Source organism: Mucilaginibacter flavidus, assembly GCF_024055575.1.
GTDB classification, from domain to species: Bacteria; Bacteroidota; Bacteroidia; order Sphingobacteriales; family Sphingobacteriaceae; genus Mucilaginibacter; species Mucilaginibacter flavidus.
On the sequence record NZ_JAMXOE010000012.1, the window covers coordinates 21745 to 39321 of the forward strand.

Here is a 17577-nt window from a genome sequence, read left to right on the forward strand (position 1 = left end):
TCTACACTAATCTTGTCGTGGCCTCAATAAAAAAATAAATTGATGGACACTCCCTTTACTCAAGCTTTATGACTTTCTGTTATTTTACCAGATAGGTATTTCTACGCATCAAAATCGCGTACAACTACATGGAATATTACGTGGTGGCAACCTTGCCTTATAGTTTAATTAGCTGAAACTTTGGGTTAACAAAAATCGGGTATCTGAATGGTTCGCCGGTATGATGTTTTGGAGGCTGTGCCGAAAATCCAATTGTAAAGAGTAGGCGGCTAATATATAAATCTACTACTACCATGAAATTCGTTATCAAAGGCAACCTGCGTGGTTTGCTGTGTTCTGATTGTGAGTTGCCTATAAACGGCACCTCTGTAAAAATTTATAAGCCCGCTGCCGACAGCCGCGAAACTATGCTGGCCGTGGCGGATGCAAAACAAACCTTTCACCAAACCAGCGCCGATGAGCTTAAAGCCAAAGAGAAACTATTTATAGCTGAAGGTATTTTACAAGAAAATGGCGATTTTGAAGTTGACCTGGGCGACCGCAGCGGTTATGATGGCGGTGCATTGGAGATTGACTGGTACTGTGGTACCGGCCCGATAAAAATCGGTCCCGGCCCAAGGAAGGAGCTCGATCTGCAATTTCATATCACCACGCTGCAGCCTATGTGGCAGGGCAATAAAGGTGACACTCAGTTTGCATATTTTGAATACAGTATCGACTCCAAATGGTTTTGCCGCATTTTATCACTGTTTGATATATGGGTGGTTTGCGGGATAGTTACCGATTGCGAAACCCGTAAGCCTATCAGCGGTGTAAGGGTATTTGCTTACGATGTTGATTTAATACAGGACGATACCCTCGGCGACAGCTACACTGATGCCAATGGCAAATTTACCATAGTTTACCCCGGCGATAACTTCAGAAAAACGCTGCTTTCGCCGTGGCTGAATATCGAGTGGCCCGCCGGTCCGGATTATTATTTCAGGATTGAATCATCATCGGGCACCGTGTTGCTAAGCGAAGACCGTACCCGCGGTCGCCAGGCCGACAGGCACAATGCACACAACTGCTTTTGCGTAAAACTTTGTGTAAAAGGCGGGCCGGGTATTAGCGATGTGCCATGGTTTACTTCGGTAGGCAACTTCAGCATCACATCTGACATCGACGCTGCCGGCAAAACTCAAATTGCCAAATTTGGCGCAGGTGGTGTTGGATATGGTTTCTTTGGTTCAGTTAAACTGGGCGGTTATGCTACCAAACGGGTGCCTACAGCACCGGGCAGCGCGTTGTACTACCGCTTCTTATACTCGCTTGATAATGTGAATTTCACCAAGATTACTACCGCACAAATGGAAAATACCGCGTTAAAGGTTGCCACCCGGCAAATAACCTGGCACGGTGGTGTTGCCTTCCAGGATGTGGTGATTGATATTAATCAGCCTGCGTCGGTTCCTGATAGTATCCCGGCAGATAACTATCCCCTGCCAATAGCCGACCATGTGCTGCATCCCGATGCCGATGGCTGGGTACGGGTCGACCAGCCAGCTCTTGATAATGGCTTCTATGGTTCGCTGTTTTATTTAAACACCAATACCATTTTAGCCGGTGGCGATGCAAGTGTTGGCCAGTCAGCAGGTGCTGCGGTTAGCGCTGCGGACCAAAAGAACGGCAAAATGCTTTACATACAGTTTCAAACTACCGACGATCCGTCAAACCCGGCATCGCCAAACCTGAAAACGCAGGTGCTTGTTGGCCAGATATATGTGAACAACTGGAACGAGGTAACCCTGGTGAAGCTTGAAGAGTTGTATGCAGGCGGCGGCAGCGGTTGTACCCCGGTTCAAACTCAGGCTCATATTGATTTCACGGTTGATCACGAGCTGATTGCCGGCTGGAACCTCAGTATATGGTCAAATGCAACCGGCAGCATAGGTGGTTTGCCATCGGGCAATGTGCCGCGTGGAGTAGCTGCTCAATTAAACCTGGCTACAGCTGTAGGTATTACACCGGCTTTTGCTACGTGGCCATCATGTGCTTATGAATTGTCGCTAAATACTGTGCGCAAGCTTACCACCGGTGAATATAACGATATATGGAAGTCAAATCCCGTATTGTTCTGTAAATAAAGCACTCTACATCAAATCTATGAAAGCCAAGGCGCTGCGGGAAACTGCAGTGCCTTTTTCTTTTGTCATTTCGCTGTGGTGTCATTGGTCATTTCAGTGGTCTACACTGTATGCCTGCGCTAAATCTTTGTGCCAGGATATTGATGATGAAAATAAAGTGGCTGGAAATCAGTATGTTTCATAGCGTTCCGGGTGTTCCGTTGTGAAAACGGAACGCTATGTGCCACCGATTTTTAATCGTAAAATATTTGCAGGCAACGGTGTCTTACAAATGACCAATGATAATTTATTTCCCTACTTTTATCTCAATGAAATTTAATTACCCCAAACTGCTTTTTAGGGCATTTTTGTTGCTGGTGCTGGCCGGAGTTATTGCCGGCTGCGGCAAGGAGCCATTTCAGCCTAAAACCAATGGCGTTATTTTGCGGGATTCAACCGGCGGTTCCGATACAAGCGGCACTGGCGGCATTGTTCTATTGCCCGATACCGTGCCAAGCTTTTTTAGTCCGGCGGGTGTTGCAGTTGATGGCGGCGGCAATATTTATGTTGCCGACTATGGCAATAACCTTATCAGGAAAATTACAGCATCGGGTGTAGTGAGCACGCTGGCAGGCAGCGGCAACCAGGGCTCGATAAACGCCGGCGGGGTTTTAGCATCATTTAACCAGCCAACAGGCGTAGCCGTCGACGCCACTGGGAATGTGTTTGTGGGCGATGCGGGTAACGACATTATACGAAAAATTACATCGGATGGCACGGTGACTACCTTTGCCGGAAGCGATAGCACCGGCTTTACCGATGGTGCTGCTGCCACAGCTTCGTTTTTTCACCCGGAAGGCATAACGCTTGATGGCGCCGGTAATGTGTACGTAGCCGATGCGGGTAATAACCTTATCCGCAAGGTAGCAGGTGGTACGGTATCAACCATTGCGGGTAACAAATTAGGCACCACCGCCGATAATATTTTCAGCGACCCAACTGGCGTTGCAATTGATGCCGGCGGGAATATTTATACGGCAAATTTTTTAGCAAGCAATATCCTGAAAATAAATACTGCAGGTACGGTAAGCGTTTTTGCCGGTTCGGGCAATGTTGGCTCCGCTAATGGTACGGGTATTTCTGCGTCCTTTTATTTTCCCAATAGCCTTGCAATCGACGCTACGGGGAATGTTTACGTGTCAGACGGGATTAATAACCTTATCCGCAAAATTACACCCGATGGCACTGTAAGTACATTTGCAGGAAGCGGCGTTGCCGGAGCAGCCGACGGTACAGGAGCGGCAGCCTCATTTAACGGACCAGCCGGTTTAGCGGTTGATGCCGCTGGCAATGTGTATGTTGCCGATGCCAACAATAACCGAATCCGTAAAATTACGCCAGCCGGTTTGGTAACAACCATTGCAGGCAGCGGGCATGCAGGTTCGCGTAATGGACAAATCTCAGCTATCAGAAACTCAAAAACAACGAGGGCCGTTGTTAAACAAAAACTACCGATTTTTTATAAAAGCAGTAAGTGATTTGAAAATATGATAATTTGAAGGATTGAAAATGCCAATAAATCGCCAATCCGCCAACTCACCAATTAATATCTCAAAATGTAAGTTGCTGCCTGTTTTTGCTCGTCGAGGCTTAGCAAATCGCCGTGATAAGCCCAATTGGACTGGCCATCGAAAATTATTTCGCCTAAATAATCAGGATTGGAACTGTCCGGCATTCTGGTGTTAGGTTGAGTTGTTTCCAGCGGCTCAGTAAACAGGGTCGACTCATCGCCAAAAGCATCCTTATAAATGCGGAAAGCGCCGCTGTTCTGCAGGCCTTTTTTGTCGTTTCGCTCTAAAACGGGCTCAATAATTATATTCCTTTTTGTGCCATCCTCTTTAACAAGGCTAAGCTGCAGCGGGTTAGTCATTTTATTTAATATTGATGAAGGTAATACAGCCGGCGGCAGGGATTGTTTTTAGTGATGAATAACAATTTAGCCATAAAGTGTCCTTCATAAAGTTCGCTTATAAATACAAACTACCCCTTCGTGCCGTTTCCACTAGCTATCCCTTGCATCTCTGAAAAAAAGTCTTTTTTGGCGTGATAATGTAAAGTACTAAAAGCCATATTGTTGTAAATTATCTTTTTGAGATATAAAATTAATTTTAGAAAAATTTATTTTCCTTTATAGACTGGCATCATATTTATGCAGGTAGTGTAACCGGATAAATTATAATTATGAAAAATTCAACATCAACCACAAATAAAGCGCTTCAAAAAATGATCGACCTCAAATTGAAGGCGCTTCTTGAAAATGATTTGCGAAATTTCAGGATAATGAACCAAGTGCAAACTAACCCTGTTAAGGCAAACCAAGCCATAGCAGCTTAATAATAAACACAAAACACAAATACCATGGAAACTACAGAAAAATCAATCGACGTATTGAACGATTTAATTGAAATTAACAACGACCGCGTTGCCGGTTTTGAAAAAGCAAGCAAAGACCTTGGCGAAGGTGAATTTGAGCTGAAAGGCATATTTGACAAGTTTGCAGCCGAGAGCAGGACGTATGAGTCGGAACTATCATCGGAAATTGCCCGTGCCGGCGGTGAAGCCGAAACCGGCACCAGCGGCGCCGGGGCACTCCATCGTGCATGGTTGGATGTTAAGGCTACTTTTAGCGGCCACGACCGCAAGAGTGTCTTAGAAGAATGCGAACGCGGCGAGGATGCCATCAAAAAAGCCTACCGTACCGCACTGGACCCTGAAAACGAACTTGCGTTAGAAGCTGCCGACCTAATACGCAGTCAACAGCAAGGTATAAACGCCGCGCACGATCAAATTAAAGCGCTGCGCGATAGCCAGGAGTAATAAATTATTAAATTAAATTATTTTGAAGCCGCTTCAGAAATGGAGCGGCTTTGTTATTGTTAAAAGAGTCCCTTCAACCCATCGATAACGCTTTGAAAAAATGTGGGCATGCTGAGGTTATTATGGTAATTGAAATATAGAAAAATGCAAAAGATAATAATGGCTATAATAATAAACCTTTTAAACATGTATGCTAACAATACCAATGCACACGGGATGGCCAGCAGCCATATCCAAACGATATGGATTGGGCTAAGTTTATCATCATGTTTATAAACATAGTAGAGTATGCCGCTCGAACCCTTGTCGTTTTGGTGGCGGACATACAAAAAAGTAGATTTTTCAATCTTATGACGATAAAAAGCGGTGCCTTTATCAAAAGTTAGCTGGTCGTCGATACCGTTGATACTGAAAGTAAAAACGCCGTTTACGTTTTCCTGGATTATGCCTGCGGTATCAGTGGCAATTACAGCAACTTCGCTGCGGGCGAAAGGGTTTTCCTTTATCACAAAATGTTTAATAGCAATGGTATCAGCAAACGCAAAGGTTGCTGATGCAGCTACAAGGAAAAAAAATAGTAATAACTTCTTCATTTTAATGCAGCAATCAGGCGCAATAAAAGTAACATTTTTAGGCTATCAGTTTAACAAATAAATGCTTAAATTAAGAATACTGGCAAAGCTCACCCAAAGCAGGTAAGGCACCAGCAGCCAGGCCGCTGTTTTGCTGTATTTTTTAAACCACCTTATATTTAATATGATGCTTACCCACAGCAGCAGTATGACAAACAAGGCCGGTAAAATGCCATGAAGCCCAAAAAATACCATTGACCATGAAAAATTAAATGCCAACTGGACGATATAAATGGAGGATGCTATTTTGTAGGTTTTTGAACTGTCGCGCCGTTGCCAAACCAGGTAGGCAGCAATAGCAATCATTATATAAAGTACGGTCCACACCGGGGCGAAAAGCCAGGGCGGCGGGTTAAATGTTGGTTTGTTAAGCGTGCTGTACCAACCTGCAATTTGCGGACGGGTAAATAACGATGCCACAAATCCGATTGCCAGCGTAATTACCAAGCTGATAAGAAATGGGAATAATTGGAATTTTTTTGACGCTGCTGATTCCATAAATATTTAACAATTAGTGTTTAAATGTGTTTTTAGTCGAATTTATCTGGTTGATAACTAGTAATATACAACAAAATTTAAATTAATTCTATAATGTAGATAGGAATTATAGATTTAATCTGTATGTTTGCATTAACAAAATCGTTCTTTATTTCGCTTATCCAGAAAGACTGAGGGAAAAGGCCCTGTGACGTCTTAGCAACCTGTGGGTGAAAGCTAAACATAATTGACCGAAACTACGAACATGAAATCTCGTAGGTAGGGTTAATGTTTAGACTTTAACACCAAACACAAGGTGCTAACTCCTGCTCCGTTCTCATACGGAGAAAGATAGGTTATCCCCGGCTCCCCGGTCTCCCTGGTTAAAGTGATTAAATAGTTTTTTTATAAAGTCGCGTGACCGAGAGGATAGGCTGGGGCCTGCAAAACCCCATACGGCAGTTCGAATCTGCCCGCGACGTCTGATTTAGTCATTTGCTTCGGGGCATTTCGTTTCGCTGTTATTGGTCATTCAAAAGCAGCCGGTAAATCTCTTACAAATAAGATAATCCTTCTAATTGTGTTGGCTCGTAATAGAATGGTGTAAAAAGTTCATCTGCCAATTCGCAGCTTACCAACATTGATGTGAAGGTAACATTGCCAAATATGTTGGCTATCGCCGTGTCTGCAGCATCGCGCCCCGATGCTATTTTTATTAAACCGTTTAGTGGTACGAGGCCCGTAGCATCAAACAAAACCCACTCATTGCCCAAATAGGCCTCGAAACAAGCGTGAAAGTCCGCCGGTTTTAGCTGATAGGCATAGCCGGTAAAATAACGGGCCGGTATGGTTAGCGCGCGGCACAGGGCTATACCCAGGTGTGCAAAATCGCGGCAGACACCCTGTTGTTGAGTTACAGTATCATAAGCCGACGTTTGTGCATTGGTTGAACCGCTTAAATACTGTACATTTTTATTTATCCAGCCGGTTAAAGCCACTACCTTTTCAAATGGATTAAAAATATGCCCGAACAAGTTGTTTGCCAGCCGGTAAAGCTTATCGCTTTGGCAATAGCGGCTGGGGTACAGGTAGGGGAGAATGGCATTGTCCATTTGGGCAATCGGTATTTCAACCAGGTCGCTATAATCTTTTACTTCGCAGCAGTTATCGATAGTAGCTTTGTAGGTTACTTTTATCGAACTGTTTTCAGCAATTTCAAATCTCACCACCCGGTTATCGCTCTGCAGGGATTGTAACTCCTCAATCTTAATATACGGTTCGATATTAAATGTTTCGCTTATTACAGTTTGATGAGGCGTGCGCTGTGCGTGGATGTTCAAAATCAACGTTCCCGGCGACGCTGCCGTGTATTCCATTTGGGTGAGGACGTTGAATTTCATATTTTTAATTGTTGTAAAGTTGAAATGTTTTAAAGTTGGAATGTTACTTGATTTAGCGAAGAAAACCTTTTAGTGTATAAAACTATAACCTTACAGCGTTTCAACTTTACAACCTTCCAACAAACCTAGTCCAATTTACTAAAAGCTTCGTCCATCCAGCCTTCTGATATGTTTTCGAGCGCTGTTTTCAACTCTTCGGCCCACTGGGTTGATATGTATTCCAAATCCTTTTTCTCGTAGCGTTTCTCAATAATGTGGAAGCTGTCTTTTTCATACAGCGCCACATCTATAGGGAAGTCGACATTATTTGCGCTTACCCTGGTCGAATCAAAAGAAAGGAAGCCCGTTTTAAGTGAAAGTTTTAGGCTCGAATCTTCAGTCAATATCCTGTTTAAAATAGCTTTGCCATGACCCGAGTTACCGATAATCACATACGGCGCGCCCTGGCCCAGCTCAACCCAATTGCCCTCGGGATATAACAAAAATAATTTGTGTTCGTCGTCATCCTTCAACTGCCCGCCAATTATGGTATTTAAATCAAATTTAAACCCAGCTTTTTCAAGCGCAGCTTTATCTTCGCTGGCCACTCGTTTTACTTGTTCGCCAAAAGCGTTTACGGCTTTATACAGCTTATTATATTCTGTGGTTTCAAGCAGTTCATTAAAATAAACTAAAGCCTTATCCCTCACCGACCGTAAGCCGCTGGTCATGATAAAAAGCGAAAACTTGTCTTTTTGTTCTATGGTGATTTTCTTTTTTATCGAAGTTTCCGTTCCTGATGTTATACGGGTATCTGCGATGGCCACCAGGCCTTGTTTAACTTTAATTCCTAAGCAATAAGTCATTATTAATAGTTGTGGATGAGCAAAAGTTTTACGGGGACAAATTAAGTAAATATGGGCTACAAGCAACAGCACTATTACTTAAAATAATTAACAGTATGACCAACCACTTCCTTTACGTAAAAATTCCAGGTACTCAGCGGGTCGGCGTCTGGTATAAAGTCGGTTATGGTAAATTCGCCATTGCCGGCAATGTAGCAGCAAGGGAAGGGCACCACGTCCATTTTTTGCTTTTTAAAGATGGCAATTGCCCGCCTCATATGAAAGGCCGATGTAACAAGCAGATAAGGAGGCTGGAGATGCTTTTGGGCCAGTATACTTTTTGAAAATGCCGCATTTTCGAGCGTATTGCGGCTTTGATTTTCAATAACTATCAGGCTGTCGGGTACCTTTAGCTGTTCAAGTTGAGTTTTAACCCAATCGCTTTCCCTAAAGCTACCGGCCAGCAAATTGCCGTTGCCGCCTGATATCAATATGTGCGTTGCTTTGCCAGTAGTAACTAATTTCAACGATTGTATAAATCGATCGGACGATTGATTAAAAACCCCTTCGCCGTTTGCGTCAACGCCCGAGAAACCTCCCAACACGATAACGCAGCTGTAGGTTTGATTCTTTAAAGGCACGGGCTTAATGTCCCATAGTTTTGCAAACTGGTTCATTAAAAACGGGCTGGTGAAAATGAGCATTAATACCATTCCGGTGATAAAAAAACGGCGCTTAAGATGCGGTTTGCGTACAATCAGCGACGTGATTAGGCAAACTGCAATCCAGGTAAAGGGCAAAATAAACACCAGCAGCAGTTTAGAGAGCACAAAAAACATAGTCGAAGTTAATTTCGATAAAAATAGGTTTTTTAACCGCTTTTGAGTGGCTAAAGCAGCTATTAAAACAAAAAAAGCAAACCGGGCCAGCCGGATTGCTTTTTACTATAAACAATGTTGATTGAGTATTAAAACCCGGTATCCTTCATTTTAATATAATCGTCAAGTGTGGCAACATTGGCCAGACCTTTACCTTTTACTTTTTCAATATAGGCAACAGATACGCCATGGTCCTTCAATTCTATTGCTTTTTCAAGTGACAGATCTTTAAAGCCAAGCGCTTTTATCCCGGAAATAAATTCGGGGCTAACGCCATGGTCCTTAAGTTCCTGGGCCCTGTCAAGCGAAATGTCTTTGTATCCTGCATTTTGCATTTTCTTAAAAAAATCGGGATTCACGCCATGGTCGCGTAAGTCCTGGGCTTTATCAAGGGTTAAGTCTTTATACCCCATTTCCTGCATGCTTGCTATGTATTTCGGGTTAACACCGTGATCTCTTAAGTCGGTAGCTTTATCCAGGGATATGTCGGTGTAGCCCATCTTTTTAAATTCGCTGATAAACTGCGGGCTTACCCCATGATCGCGCAATTCCAATGCCTGGTCCAACGAAAAGTTTTTGTAGCCCATTTCGTGGAAGCCGTTAATGAATTTAGCGCTCACACCATGTTCGCGCAGTTCAACAATCTTGTCGATAGGCTGGTGTCCATAATTTTCAGCTTTAAACAGATCGAAATATTCGGTTAGTTTTTTGCGGTTCAAATCCTGCTGGGCAAGGTCCCTGAACTGGTCGTTGCTGATGTCGGCATAACCATTGTCCTTCAAAAAATCAAAATAGGATTTGTTGATGTCAGTAAAAAATACGTCAAGCATCAACTGATCATCCAACTCTTTATAGCCACGCTGTTCCAGGTACGATTTAAAACCTGCATTTTCGGTAAATGCATAAGAGCCATGGCCGAAGCGGCCCTCAAAAACACCTTTGAAATCCATTTTTCCGGATTCGCGGGTTAGGGTGAACCCGCCTATTTTACCATCAGGCAATGTACCTAATTCCGACGATGGGAAGTTGCGGCCCGAGTTCCACCGGTGCCCGTAAAACTGGATATTTACCTGCCCATCTTCTACAATAGCGTCCCATGTGCCGGGTGCATGGTTCCCGTTTGAGTACCAGCCCTTGTCGTCGTCATCCTTGTCACCTTTAGCTTCTGATTTTGAGGCGGATTTGGCGGCCGATTTTGAAATGGATTTTTGCTGGGCCTGGGCACAGCCTGACAATGTTGCTAATAGCGCAAAAGCTGCTAAGCAAGGAATAAATATTTTCTTCATAATGGTTTATGTTTTATTTGCCTTCGTTGAACGAGCTTTTTAACTGCATGTATTTCCGCAGGTTATCTGATTTGAAACCTTTTTTCTGCATTTCTTCCACATATTCCGGCGTTACTCCGGTTGATTTTAAGCCCGGCAATTCATTTAATGAAATATCTGTAAAGCCCAGTTTTTTAAAGCCGTTGATATATTCGGGAGTTATGTGCAGCGATTTAAACGTTACCAAGCTATGCGCTGAGATGTCTTTGTAACCGGCATCCTGGAAGCTTTTTACAAATTCGGGTGTGATGTTTAATGATTTAAAAGTAACCAGCTGGTTGATAGGAATATCCTTATAGCCAATAGCATCAAACGGTTTAATATAATCACCGTCAATCCTTAGTGATTTAAGGGTGATTAGTTGGTTTACGGGCACATTTTTATAACCCAAATCTTCAATGCTTTTAACATATTCGGGGTTAATATGCATTGATTTCATGGCCACCAGCTTATTGCAGGGGATATCATTATACCCAATAGCTTTAAAGCTGTTGATATAAGCTTCGTCAACATGCAGCGATGTCATAGCCACCAAATTATTGGCGGTTAACTCATTGTAACCGTTTTTCTGCAGCATTTCAACATAGCTTTTTTGCAAGTCGACCAGGAAAAAGGCAAACGCATGGCGATCGCGCACATCGGCAATATTGTGGCTTTTTATGAATTCGCTAAATGAGTTGTCGGCGGTAAATTTGTAGTGGCCAAATCCTTCATCGCCATCAAACTTGCCGGTGAACAGCGTGCTGCCGGCCTCGCGTTTTAAAGTGAAATCGGCTTTCGCATCTTTAGGCAGGGCAGGGAAATCGCTCAATTTAAAGGTTGCATCGTTCGACCAGGTATGTTCGTCGTCATCGTGCTTGCTGCTGCCACGAAACTCGATGCTGATCCGGTCGCCATGGATAGTAGCAAACCAACTGCCCTCGTTGTGGTCATTATCGCCATCAATATTCACATCAGGGTTAACATCTACATCTATTTCGGGATTAATGTTTTCATTAATGCTCGTATTTACCGCGCGGTTAATGTTAGTGTTATTAACCGGGGTGATGTTTGTATTAATGGCTGTATTGATAGCCGGGTTAATATTTGCATTGACAGCTGCATTTATACTTGAAGTGATGGCCGGGTTAACGTTCGCGTTTATCGCTGCATTAACGTTTGCGTTGATAATCGGGGTAAGGTTTGCGTTAACATTTGCAGCAACGGCTGTGTTGATACTGGTGCGGACAGACTGGTTTATAACAGGGTTAACGCTTACAACGGTCTGCGCCATTGCGCCCGGGTGATAAAGAAAGCATACTATGCCGCAAAGCGCTGGCAGCAGGCGGGTTATTTTAATTTTTTTCATGATGTTGGTTCATTTGTTCGCTGGTTCATTGTTTCATTGGTGCACGCTGGGTAAGCATGGCTTGTATGTTTAAATACTCCGACAAAAATTAAAGGTTACCAACTTTTTATTTTTTTTAATCTCCAACTTTTCAATTAACTAAACCTTCGGCCCCTTATTAGGAAATTGATAGATTTCCGGGAGTGTACACAAGCAAAATATTCTGTTTGTACACCCGCAAATAAAATTATGCAACCGTATAATTCTAAAGTAGTCCTATAACACAAATCCAGGAATTATACTGTTCGCCAGCGTGCAATAACCATACTGTTATCGTACGTGCGTTTAAAATGGATATACTATAACACATTGATAATTAATAAATTATAAAAACGGTATAATTTTAGCCGGAGGCCTTTTACAAAAATTACCCGTCATGATAAAAAATTATCTACTCATCGCTTTCCGTAACCTTAAAAAGCACAAGGCATTCTCGTTTATCAACATAGTAGGGCTGGCCATAGGTATGGCTGCCGGGTTGCTGATCATTCAATACGTGGTATTTGAATTAAGCTATGATAATTTTCATGCGAAAAAGGAGCGGGTGTTTCGTGTTGCACAGGATAGGTATAACAACGGCAAGTTAAGCACACAATGGGCAGGAGGGGCATTTGCTGTAGGTACAAAGTTCAAAGCCAATTTTCCGGAAATTGAAGATTTTGTAAAAGTAGTTGAGGCCGGTCCGGTATTAGCTATTTATAAAGAGCAGCGGTTGAGCCTGCAGAAAACATATTTTGCGGGTAATTCGTTTTTTAATATTTTCAGCTACCAGTTCGTCAGTGGCGACCCTAAAACAGCATTGCAGGAGCCAATGTCTGTAGTGCTCACTGAAACCAATGCAAAGAAACTTTTCGGCAACGAAAACCCGGTTGGTAAACTGCTGAATTTCGGGTACGACCAACCTGTAAAAGTAACCGGCGTTATTAAGGATTTTCCTGTTAATACTCACTTTAAATCAGATGTATTGCTGTCTTATGCAACACTTTTAAAATTTGTAGGCCCTAAAAGAGACTTTGATAATCAATGGCGTAATGATGGCTGCCTTACTTACCTTTTACTAAGGCCCGGCGTTAACCCTAAAACTCTTGACGCGAAGTTTGTACCGTATGTGAATAAAGAATATGCAGCTTTTAAAGCCGACGGCGACGGAGCCAAATATTACCTGCAGCCATTGGAAAGCATCCATTTAAAATCGCACCTGATGTTTGAGGCCGAACCAAATGGCGACGGCACTTCAGTTTATTTGTTGGCCGGCATTGCCATATTTGTTATCATCATAGCCTGGATAAATTATATAAACCTGGCGACGGCACGCGGCATAGGCCGGGCTAAAGAAGTTGGCGTACGCAAAACACTGGGTTCGGCAAAAGGGCAGCTTGTTGCCCAGTTTATGATGGAGGCCATGCTGCTCAACGGGCTGGCTATTATAGTTGCTATAGCTTTAATTATTGTGTTCCTGCCGGTTTTTTCGGCTATATCGGGGCAATATATTAGTCTTACGCTGCTTATCGAGCCGGCATTTTGGGCCGGGGTTGTCGGGTTGTTCCTGTTAGGTTCATTCTTTTCCGGTTTTTACCCTGCCATGGTGTTGTCGAACTTTAAGCCCGTTGAGGTGATGAAGGGCAAACTTTCCGCATCGCCGCGTGGTATTTTATTGCGAAAAGGGATGGTTGTATTCCAGTTTGCTGCTTCCATATTTTTGCTGATTGGCTCGCTCACCGTGTTTAAGCAGATACAATTTATGGAGAAGCAGAGCCTCGGTATTAATATCAACCAAACGCTGATCATTAAACCGCCACTGGCAAAGGTCGACTCATTTTACCGCAGCATGAGCGCGTTTAAGAACGAAAGCCTACGAAATGCAGCGGTGAAAAGCGTAACCGTATCCACCTCTATCCCCGGCGAGGCAGTGAAATGGAATGCGGGCGGTATAAAACTGGTTGGTACCGCCGAAAGCGAGGGCAAACAATACCGCATTATAGGCGGCGATTTCGACTACCTGAAAGCCTATGGCGCAAAGCTTGTTGTCGGGAGGGTATTTTCGAAAGATTTTGTCACCACTGACCCAAAAACTGTAGTACTTTCTGTTAAGGCCGCTGCGCAAATGGGCTTTGATAAGCCCGCGCAGGCCATCGGCAAACAGATAGATTTTTGGGGTCAGGTGTACTCTATTATCGGGGTAGTTGAAAATTATCACCAGCAATCGCTGCATGATGCCTATGACGCGCTGATATTCCGTTGCATACCCGATGTGCGGGGCAACGTTTCGGTAAAAATTAGCACCGCCGACCTGCCGCAAACCATAGCTGCCTTAAAGGCCAACTGGAAAACCTTCTTCCCCGGCGACCAGTTTGATTATTTCTTCCTCGACCAGCATTTTAACGAGCAATACCATGCTGATAAACAATTCGGGCAGGTGTTTGCCGCTTTTACCGCTATTGGTATACTCGTAGCCTGTTTGGGCCTGTTTGGTTTGGTATCTTACACAATCGTGCAACGTACCAAGGAGATCGGGATCCGCAAGGTGCTGGGCTCCTCGGTAAAAGGAATTTTGACATTGTTGTATAAAGACTTCGCGCAGCTGATAGTTATCGCATTTTTATTTGCCATACCAATCGGCTGGTATTTTACCCATAAGTGGCTGCAGGGCTACGCATTCCGTATCGACCTTAGCTGGACGCTGTTTGCAATACCCTTTGTAATAGTGGTATTTATAGCGTTTGCCACGGTATCTTACCTAAGCTTTAAAGCTGCGCTGATGAACCCGGTGAAAAGTTTGAAGACGGAGTAGGGGGAGTCTGAAGTCGGAGGTCAGAAGGTGGAAGTCTGAAGTCGGAAGTCAGAAGTCAGAAGTCGGAAGTCGGAAGTCAGAAGTCAGAAGTCAGAAGTCGGAAGTCTGAAAAGTCTTAAGATAATGGTCAGAAGTAACTAGCGCGGGATCGCTGGGCGTTCCATTTTTGCACGCGGAACACCCGGAACGCTGTGAAACATGCTCATTATCAGGATATTCATTTTTGATAAATCAAAAACTGCGCCTTTGTTGGTGTTGTTCACCAACAAAACTATGCTTGTCGGAAGATTATCACTGCGGCATTTTGGAAAAAGTAAACATCATGCTGACCTTGTCTTGTTTGCGACAACACCAGCATGGCGCAAAAAATAAAATTCCGTCCTGCATTTTCAGCACAGGCCTGCGACCTGTGCTAGCGAATTGCGCCCCTTTGGGGCTTTTGAGAGTGGTATTCAATTTAAATGCCAGCCCTTTAAAATTATTGGGCTCAATATCTCGTAAATAAGAGGATTACCCAGCCCCAAAGGGGCGGCCTCCGTCAGCGCAGGTCGCAGGCCTGCGGTAAAGGCGATTTCTCCTAATGATTTCCCAAATTGATTTCACCCTTCATTTTACGGCAACAAAAATCCCCCACCCACTGACAAAACAGTGTCAGCACTTTAACCAAATCAACCCCTTAAATTTGTGGTAATCACTACAATCATGCAAATCAACCCACCATCCCAACGCCCGCCCATCATCGAGCAATTGCGCGCCGAAAGCCGCGGACTGCCATTCCGCCCGGCTAAAAAAACGCGCCCTGAACCCACACCACCCAATCCCGACGACATTCGCCGCATGTTTACCATCGAAAACGGTAACCGCTGGCTGGAGCTGGCCCGGCGCGAACCCGAAGCCAAACAGCTGCTTGGCGAGCTCTGGCACCAGGGCGAACTTTGTATGCTGTTTGCCGATACCAATATCGGGAAATCCATCCTTGCCGTGCAGATCGGTGAAAGCATTGCCCGCGGACAAAGTATCGCCCCTTTCACCTGCCAGGCACCGCCCGCCCGTGTGCTCTATATCGATTTCGAGCTGAGCCAAACCCAGTTCGGCCTGAGGTACAGTAAAGGCGAAGAAGACCATCAATTTTCCGGCAATTTTTTTCGTGCACAGTACAATTTCATCCCCGACCCGGCACCCAACGTCAACGAAAACGACCTGCTTATTGCAGCCATTGAATATAAAGTAAACCAGGCTAAGGCCACGGTGCTCATCATTGACAACATTACCTGCCTGCGCGGCGGCACCGAAAATTCGGCCGTAGCGCTTGCGCTCATGAAAAGCCTCAAAGCGCTAAAAACCGAACATAACCTATCCATCCTCGTGCTGGCGCATACCCCCAAACGCCGCAACGCCACACAACCCATCAGCGCCGACGACCTGCATGGCAGCAAGCTGCTCATCAACTTCGCCGACAGCGCCTTCGCCATCGGCAAAAGCACCGCTGACACCGACCTTTGCTACCTCAAGCAAATCAAACAGCGCAACACCCGCCAACGCTACGGACATGATAATGTAGCCCTGTGCCGCATCCAAAAACCCGGTACGTTTTTGCACTTCCAATTCGAAGGCAACAGCGCCGAACGCCTACACCTACTCACCCGTACTGCCGCCGATCGCAGGCAATTAGCGCATGAAATAGCCGTCCTCGCTGCCAAAGGTTTCAGCCAGCGCGACATCAGCAATCAATTGGGTATAGGCCTCGCTACAGTTAACCGCCTGCTCCGATATTCCGATCCCCTGTTGACCAATGACGTAATAACCAATGACCAGGAACAATATCCGGATGAAAAAGCGGCGGAACCGTGCGATTCCCTCCCCGGGGAGGGCAGGGAGGGGTATTCGAAGCTGGAAATAAAGTATGAAGAAAGACCTAACACAGAGCACCCAACCCCGCAAGTTATCCAGCCCCCAGCAATAACCAATGACGTTATGCCCAATGACCCAAAAGTAACGCCCGGTGTAATCCCCAAACCCTACTGGGGCATGAAAACATCAGCAATTGATATGGCACTCACGCCGGAACTGCTGGAGCATATATTACAAACAACGACGCGCGAAAATTCCATCCGGGGAAATGAGAGATGACAAAAGTGGAGTGTCAACATAACTACGGTATTGTAATTGCTTGAGGGCAAGGGCGTTCCTCCCCGCGCGTCATTGCGAGGAACGATCCGCCAGCTGGCGGACTACTAGGGACAATCAACGGACCTATACGCTTTTAGAGACCTTATAGCCGCTTGTCCTCTCCCGCGCGTCATTGCGAGGAACGAAGCAACCTCTGCTAAGGACAATCAATGGACCCTTACGTTTTTAGAGAACTTACAGCCGCTTTGTCCTCTCCCGCGCGTCATTGCGAGGAACGAAGCAACCTCTGCTAAGGACAATCAATGGACCCTTACGTTTTTAGAGAACTTACAGCCGATTGTCCTCTCCCGCGCGTCATTGCGAGGAACGAAGCAACCTCTACTAAGGACAATCAACGGACTTTTACGCTTTTAGAGACCTTACAGCCGCTTTGCCCTCCCCGCGCGTCATTGCGAACGAAGCAACCTCTACTAAGGACAATCAACGGACTTTTACGCTTTTAGAGACCTTACAGCCGCTTTGCCCTCCCCGCGCGTCATTGCGAGGAACGAAGCAACCTCTGCTAAGGACAATCAACGGACCTATACGCTTTTAGAGCCCTTACAGCCGCTTGTCCTCTCCCGCGCGTCATTGCGAGGAACGAAGCAACCTCTACTAAGGACAATCAAGGAGTAGTATCTTTGTGAAGGATGCGGCCGTTTCCTATCCACATCGTTGAAGGTTCTTGATTTGCACAGCTTAGAGTTTGCTT

The 17577-nt window shown here is 44.9% G+C and carries 15 protein-coding genes, 1 tRNA gene and 1 riboswitch; of the genes, 8 read left to right on the forward strand and 8 right to left on the reverse strand.

Translation table 11 applies throughout. From position 1 onward, the window contains the following. The first annotated feature begins 293 nt into the window (after positions 1 to 293). The 3 genes from NAF19_RS17380 (at position 294) to NAF19_RS17390 (ending at position 3643) form a co-directional block, all read left to right on the forward strand. Positions 294 to 2126: a transthyretin-like family protein gene (locus NAF19_RS17380; RefSeq protein WP_252791495.1), complete on the forward strand. Its 1833-nt coding sequence runs from the start codon at positions 294 to 296 to the stop codon at positions 2124 to 2126. A gap of 19 nt (positions 2127 to 2145) precedes the next feature. Continuing rightward, positions 2146 to 2310 (forward strand): hypothetical protein, encoded by a 165-nt coding sequence (locus tag NAF19_RS17385; RefSeq protein WP_252791497.1) that lies wholly within the window; start codon positions 2146 to 2148, stop codon positions 2308 to 2310. A gap of 124 nt (positions 2311 to 2434) precedes the next feature. After that, the gene (locus NAF19_RS17390) at positions 2435 to 3643 is read left to right on the forward strand and encodes an NHL repeat-containing protein (protein WP_252791499.1); all 1209 of its coding nucleotides are present in this window, start codon (positions 2435 to 2437) and stop codon (positions 3641 to 3643) included. A 65-nt stretch (positions 3644 to 3708) separates the two neighbouring features. On the opposite strand, the gene NAF19_RS17395 is transcribed toward NAF19_RS17390, so the two are convergent. Further along, complete coding sequence (locus NAF19_RS17395) at positions 3709 to 4035, reverse strand: hypothetical protein (protein WP_252791501.1); 327 nt, start codon at positions 4033 to 4035, stop codon at positions 3709 to 3711. A 311-nt stretch (positions 4036 to 4346) separates the two neighbouring features. Between NAF19_RS17395 and NAF19_RS17400 the strand changes: the two genes are divergently transcribed. Both NAF19_RS17400 and NAF19_RS17405 read left to right on the forward strand, forming a co-directional pair. After that, a complete protein-coding gene (locus tag NAF19_RS17400) occupies positions 4347 to 4499 on the forward strand; it encodes a hypothetical protein (protein WP_252791503.1) in 153 nt (50 codons plus the stop codon). Positions 4500 to 4523: 24 nt separating this feature from the next. Next, positions 4524 to 4982, forward strand: coding sequence for a ferritin-like domain-containing protein (locus NAF19_RS17405; RefSeq protein WP_252791505.1), 459 nt, complete (start codon positions 4524 to 4526; stop codon positions 4980 to 4982). Between the two features lie 59 nt (positions 4983 to 5041). On the opposite strand, the gene NAF19_RS17410 is transcribed toward NAF19_RS17405, so the two are convergent. Both NAF19_RS17410 and NAF19_RS17415 read right to left on the reverse strand, forming a co-directional pair. Beyond that, positions 5042 to 5575: a hypothetical protein gene (locus NAF19_RS17410; protein ID WP_252791507.1), complete on the reverse strand. Its 534-nt coding sequence runs from the start codon at positions 5573 to 5575 to the stop codon at positions 5042 to 5044. Positions 5576 to 5620: 45 nt separating this feature from the next. Next, positions 5621 to 6112, reverse strand: a complete 492-nt coding sequence (locus NAF19_RS17415) for a TspO/MBR family protein (RefSeq protein ID WP_252791509.1) — start codon at positions 6110 to 6112, stop codon at positions 5621 to 5623. Positions 6113 to 6266: 154 nt separating this feature from the next. After that, a riboswitch (SAM riboswitch) is annotated at positions 6267 to 6449 on the forward strand. Positions 6450 to 6502: 53 nt separating this feature from the next. On the opposite strand from NAF19_RS17415, the gene NAF19_RS17420 reads away from it, so the two are divergent. After that, positions 6503 to 6573: transfer RNA gene (locus NAF19_RS17420), tRNA-Cys, on the forward strand. A 72-nt stretch (positions 6574 to 6645) separates the two neighbouring features. On the opposite strand, the gene NAF19_RS17425 is transcribed toward NAF19_RS17420, so the two are convergent. From NAF19_RS17425 to NAF19_RS17445, 5 genes are all read right to left on the reverse strand, one after another. Next, a complete protein-coding gene (locus NAF19_RS17425) occupies positions 6646 to 7491 on the reverse strand; it encodes a transglutaminase-like domain-containing protein (protein ID WP_252791511.1) in 846 nt (281 codons plus the stop codon). Positions 7492 to 7616: 125 nt separating this feature from the next. Further along, a complete protein-coding gene (locus NAF19_RS17430; protein ID WP_252791512.1) occupies positions 7617 to 8336 on the reverse strand; it encodes a proteasome-type protease in 720 nt (239 codons plus the stop codon). Positions 8337 to 8410: 74 nt separating this feature from the next. Further along, positions 8411 to 9154 carry a YdcF family protein gene (locus NAF19_RS17435; protein WP_252791514.1) on the reverse strand — a complete coding sequence of 248 codons (744 nt, stop codon included), beginning with the start codon at positions 9152 to 9154 and terminating at the stop codon, positions 8411 to 8413. 128 nt (positions 9155 to 9282) lie between these two features. Then, the gene (locus NAF19_RS17440) at positions 9283 to 10479 is read right to left on the reverse strand and encodes a hypothetical protein (protein ID WP_252791516.1); all 1197 of its coding nucleotides are present in this window, start codon (positions 10477 to 10479) and stop codon (positions 9283 to 9285) included. A gap of 13 nt (positions 10480 to 10492) precedes the next feature. Further along, the gene (locus tag NAF19_RS17445) at positions 10493 to 11866 is read right to left on the reverse strand and encodes a hypothetical protein (RefSeq protein ID WP_252791518.1); all 1374 of its coding nucleotides are present in this window, start codon (positions 11864 to 11866) and stop codon (positions 10493 to 10495) included. 415 nt (positions 11867 to 12281) lie between these two features. Here NAF19_RS17445 and NAF19_RS17450 point away from each other — a divergent pair, with 415 nt between their 5' ends. Together NAF19_RS17450 and NAF19_RS17455 are read left to right on the forward strand one after the other, a co-directional pair. Further along, positions 12282 to 14696, forward strand: coding sequence for an ABC transporter permease (locus NAF19_RS17450; RefSeq protein WP_252791521.1), 2415 nt, complete (start codon positions 12282 to 12284; stop codon positions 14694 to 14696). A gap of 702 nt (positions 14697 to 15398) precedes the next feature. Next, the gene (locus tag NAF19_RS17455) at positions 15399 to 16826 is read left to right on the forward strand and encodes an AAA family ATPase (RefSeq protein WP_252791522.1); all 1428 of its coding nucleotides are present in this window, start codon (positions 15399 to 15401) and stop codon (positions 16824 to 16826) included. Positions 16827 to 17577: the final 751 nt, after the last annotated feature.

Coding starts and splice junctions, on each gene's coding strand:
- NAF19_RS17430 (WP_252791512.1), bottom strand. CDS start 8,336: ATGACTTATTGCTTAGGAATTAAAGTTAAACAAGGCCTGGTGGCCATC.
- NAF19_RS17395 (WP_252791501.1), bottom strand. CDS start 4,035: ATGACTAACCCGCTGCAGCTTAGCCTTGTTAAAGAGGATGGCACAAAA.
- NAF19_RS17400 (WP_252791503.1), top strand. CDS start 4,347: ATGAAAAATTCAACATCAACCACAAATAAAGCGCTTCAAAAAATGATC.
- NAF19_RS17445 (WP_252791518.1), bottom strand. CDS start 11,866: ATGAAAAAAATTAAAATAACCCGCCTGCTGCCAGCGCTTTGCGGCATA.
- NAF19_RS17390 (WP_252791499.1), top strand. CDS start 2,435: ATGAAATTTAATTACCCCAAACTGCTTTTTAGGGCATTTTTGTTGCTG.
- NAF19_RS17415 (WP_252791509.1), bottom strand. CDS start 6,112: ATGGAATCAGCAGCGTCAAAAAAATTCCAATTATTCCCATTTCTTATC.
- NAF19_RS17425 (WP_252791511.1), bottom strand. CDS start 7,491: ATGAAATTCAACGTCCTCACCCAAATGGAATACACGGCAGCGTCGCCG.
- NAF19_RS17455 (WP_252791522.1), top strand. CDS start 15,399: ATGCAAATCAACCCACCATCCCAACGCCCGCCCATCATCGAGCAATTG.
- NAF19_RS17410 (WP_252791507.1), bottom strand. CDS start 5,575: ATGAAGAAGTTATTACTATTTTTTTTCCTTGTAGCTGCATCAGCAACC.
- NAF19_RS17435 (WP_252791514.1), bottom strand. CDS start 9,154: ATGTTTTTTGTGCTCTCTAAACTGCTGCTGGTGTTTATTTTGCCCTTT.
- NAF19_RS17405 (WP_252791505.1), top strand. CDS start 4,524: ATGGAAACTACAGAAAAATCAATCGACGTATTGAACGATTTAATTGAA.
- NAF19_RS17385 (WP_252791497.1), top strand. CDS start 2,146: ATGAAAGCCAAGGCGCTGCGGGAAACTGCAGTGCCTTTTTCTTTTGTC.
- NAF19_RS17380 (WP_252791495.1), top strand. CDS start 294: ATGAAATTCGTTATCAAAGGCAACCTGCGTGGTTTGCTGTGTTCTGAT.
- NAF19_RS17450 (WP_252791521.1), top strand. CDS start 12,282: ATGATAAAAAATTATCTACTCATCGCTTTCCGTAACCTTAAAAAGCAC.
- NAF19_RS17440 (WP_252791516.1), bottom strand. CDS start 10,479: ATGAAGAAAATATTTATTCCTTGCTTAGCAGCTTTTGCGCTATTAGCA.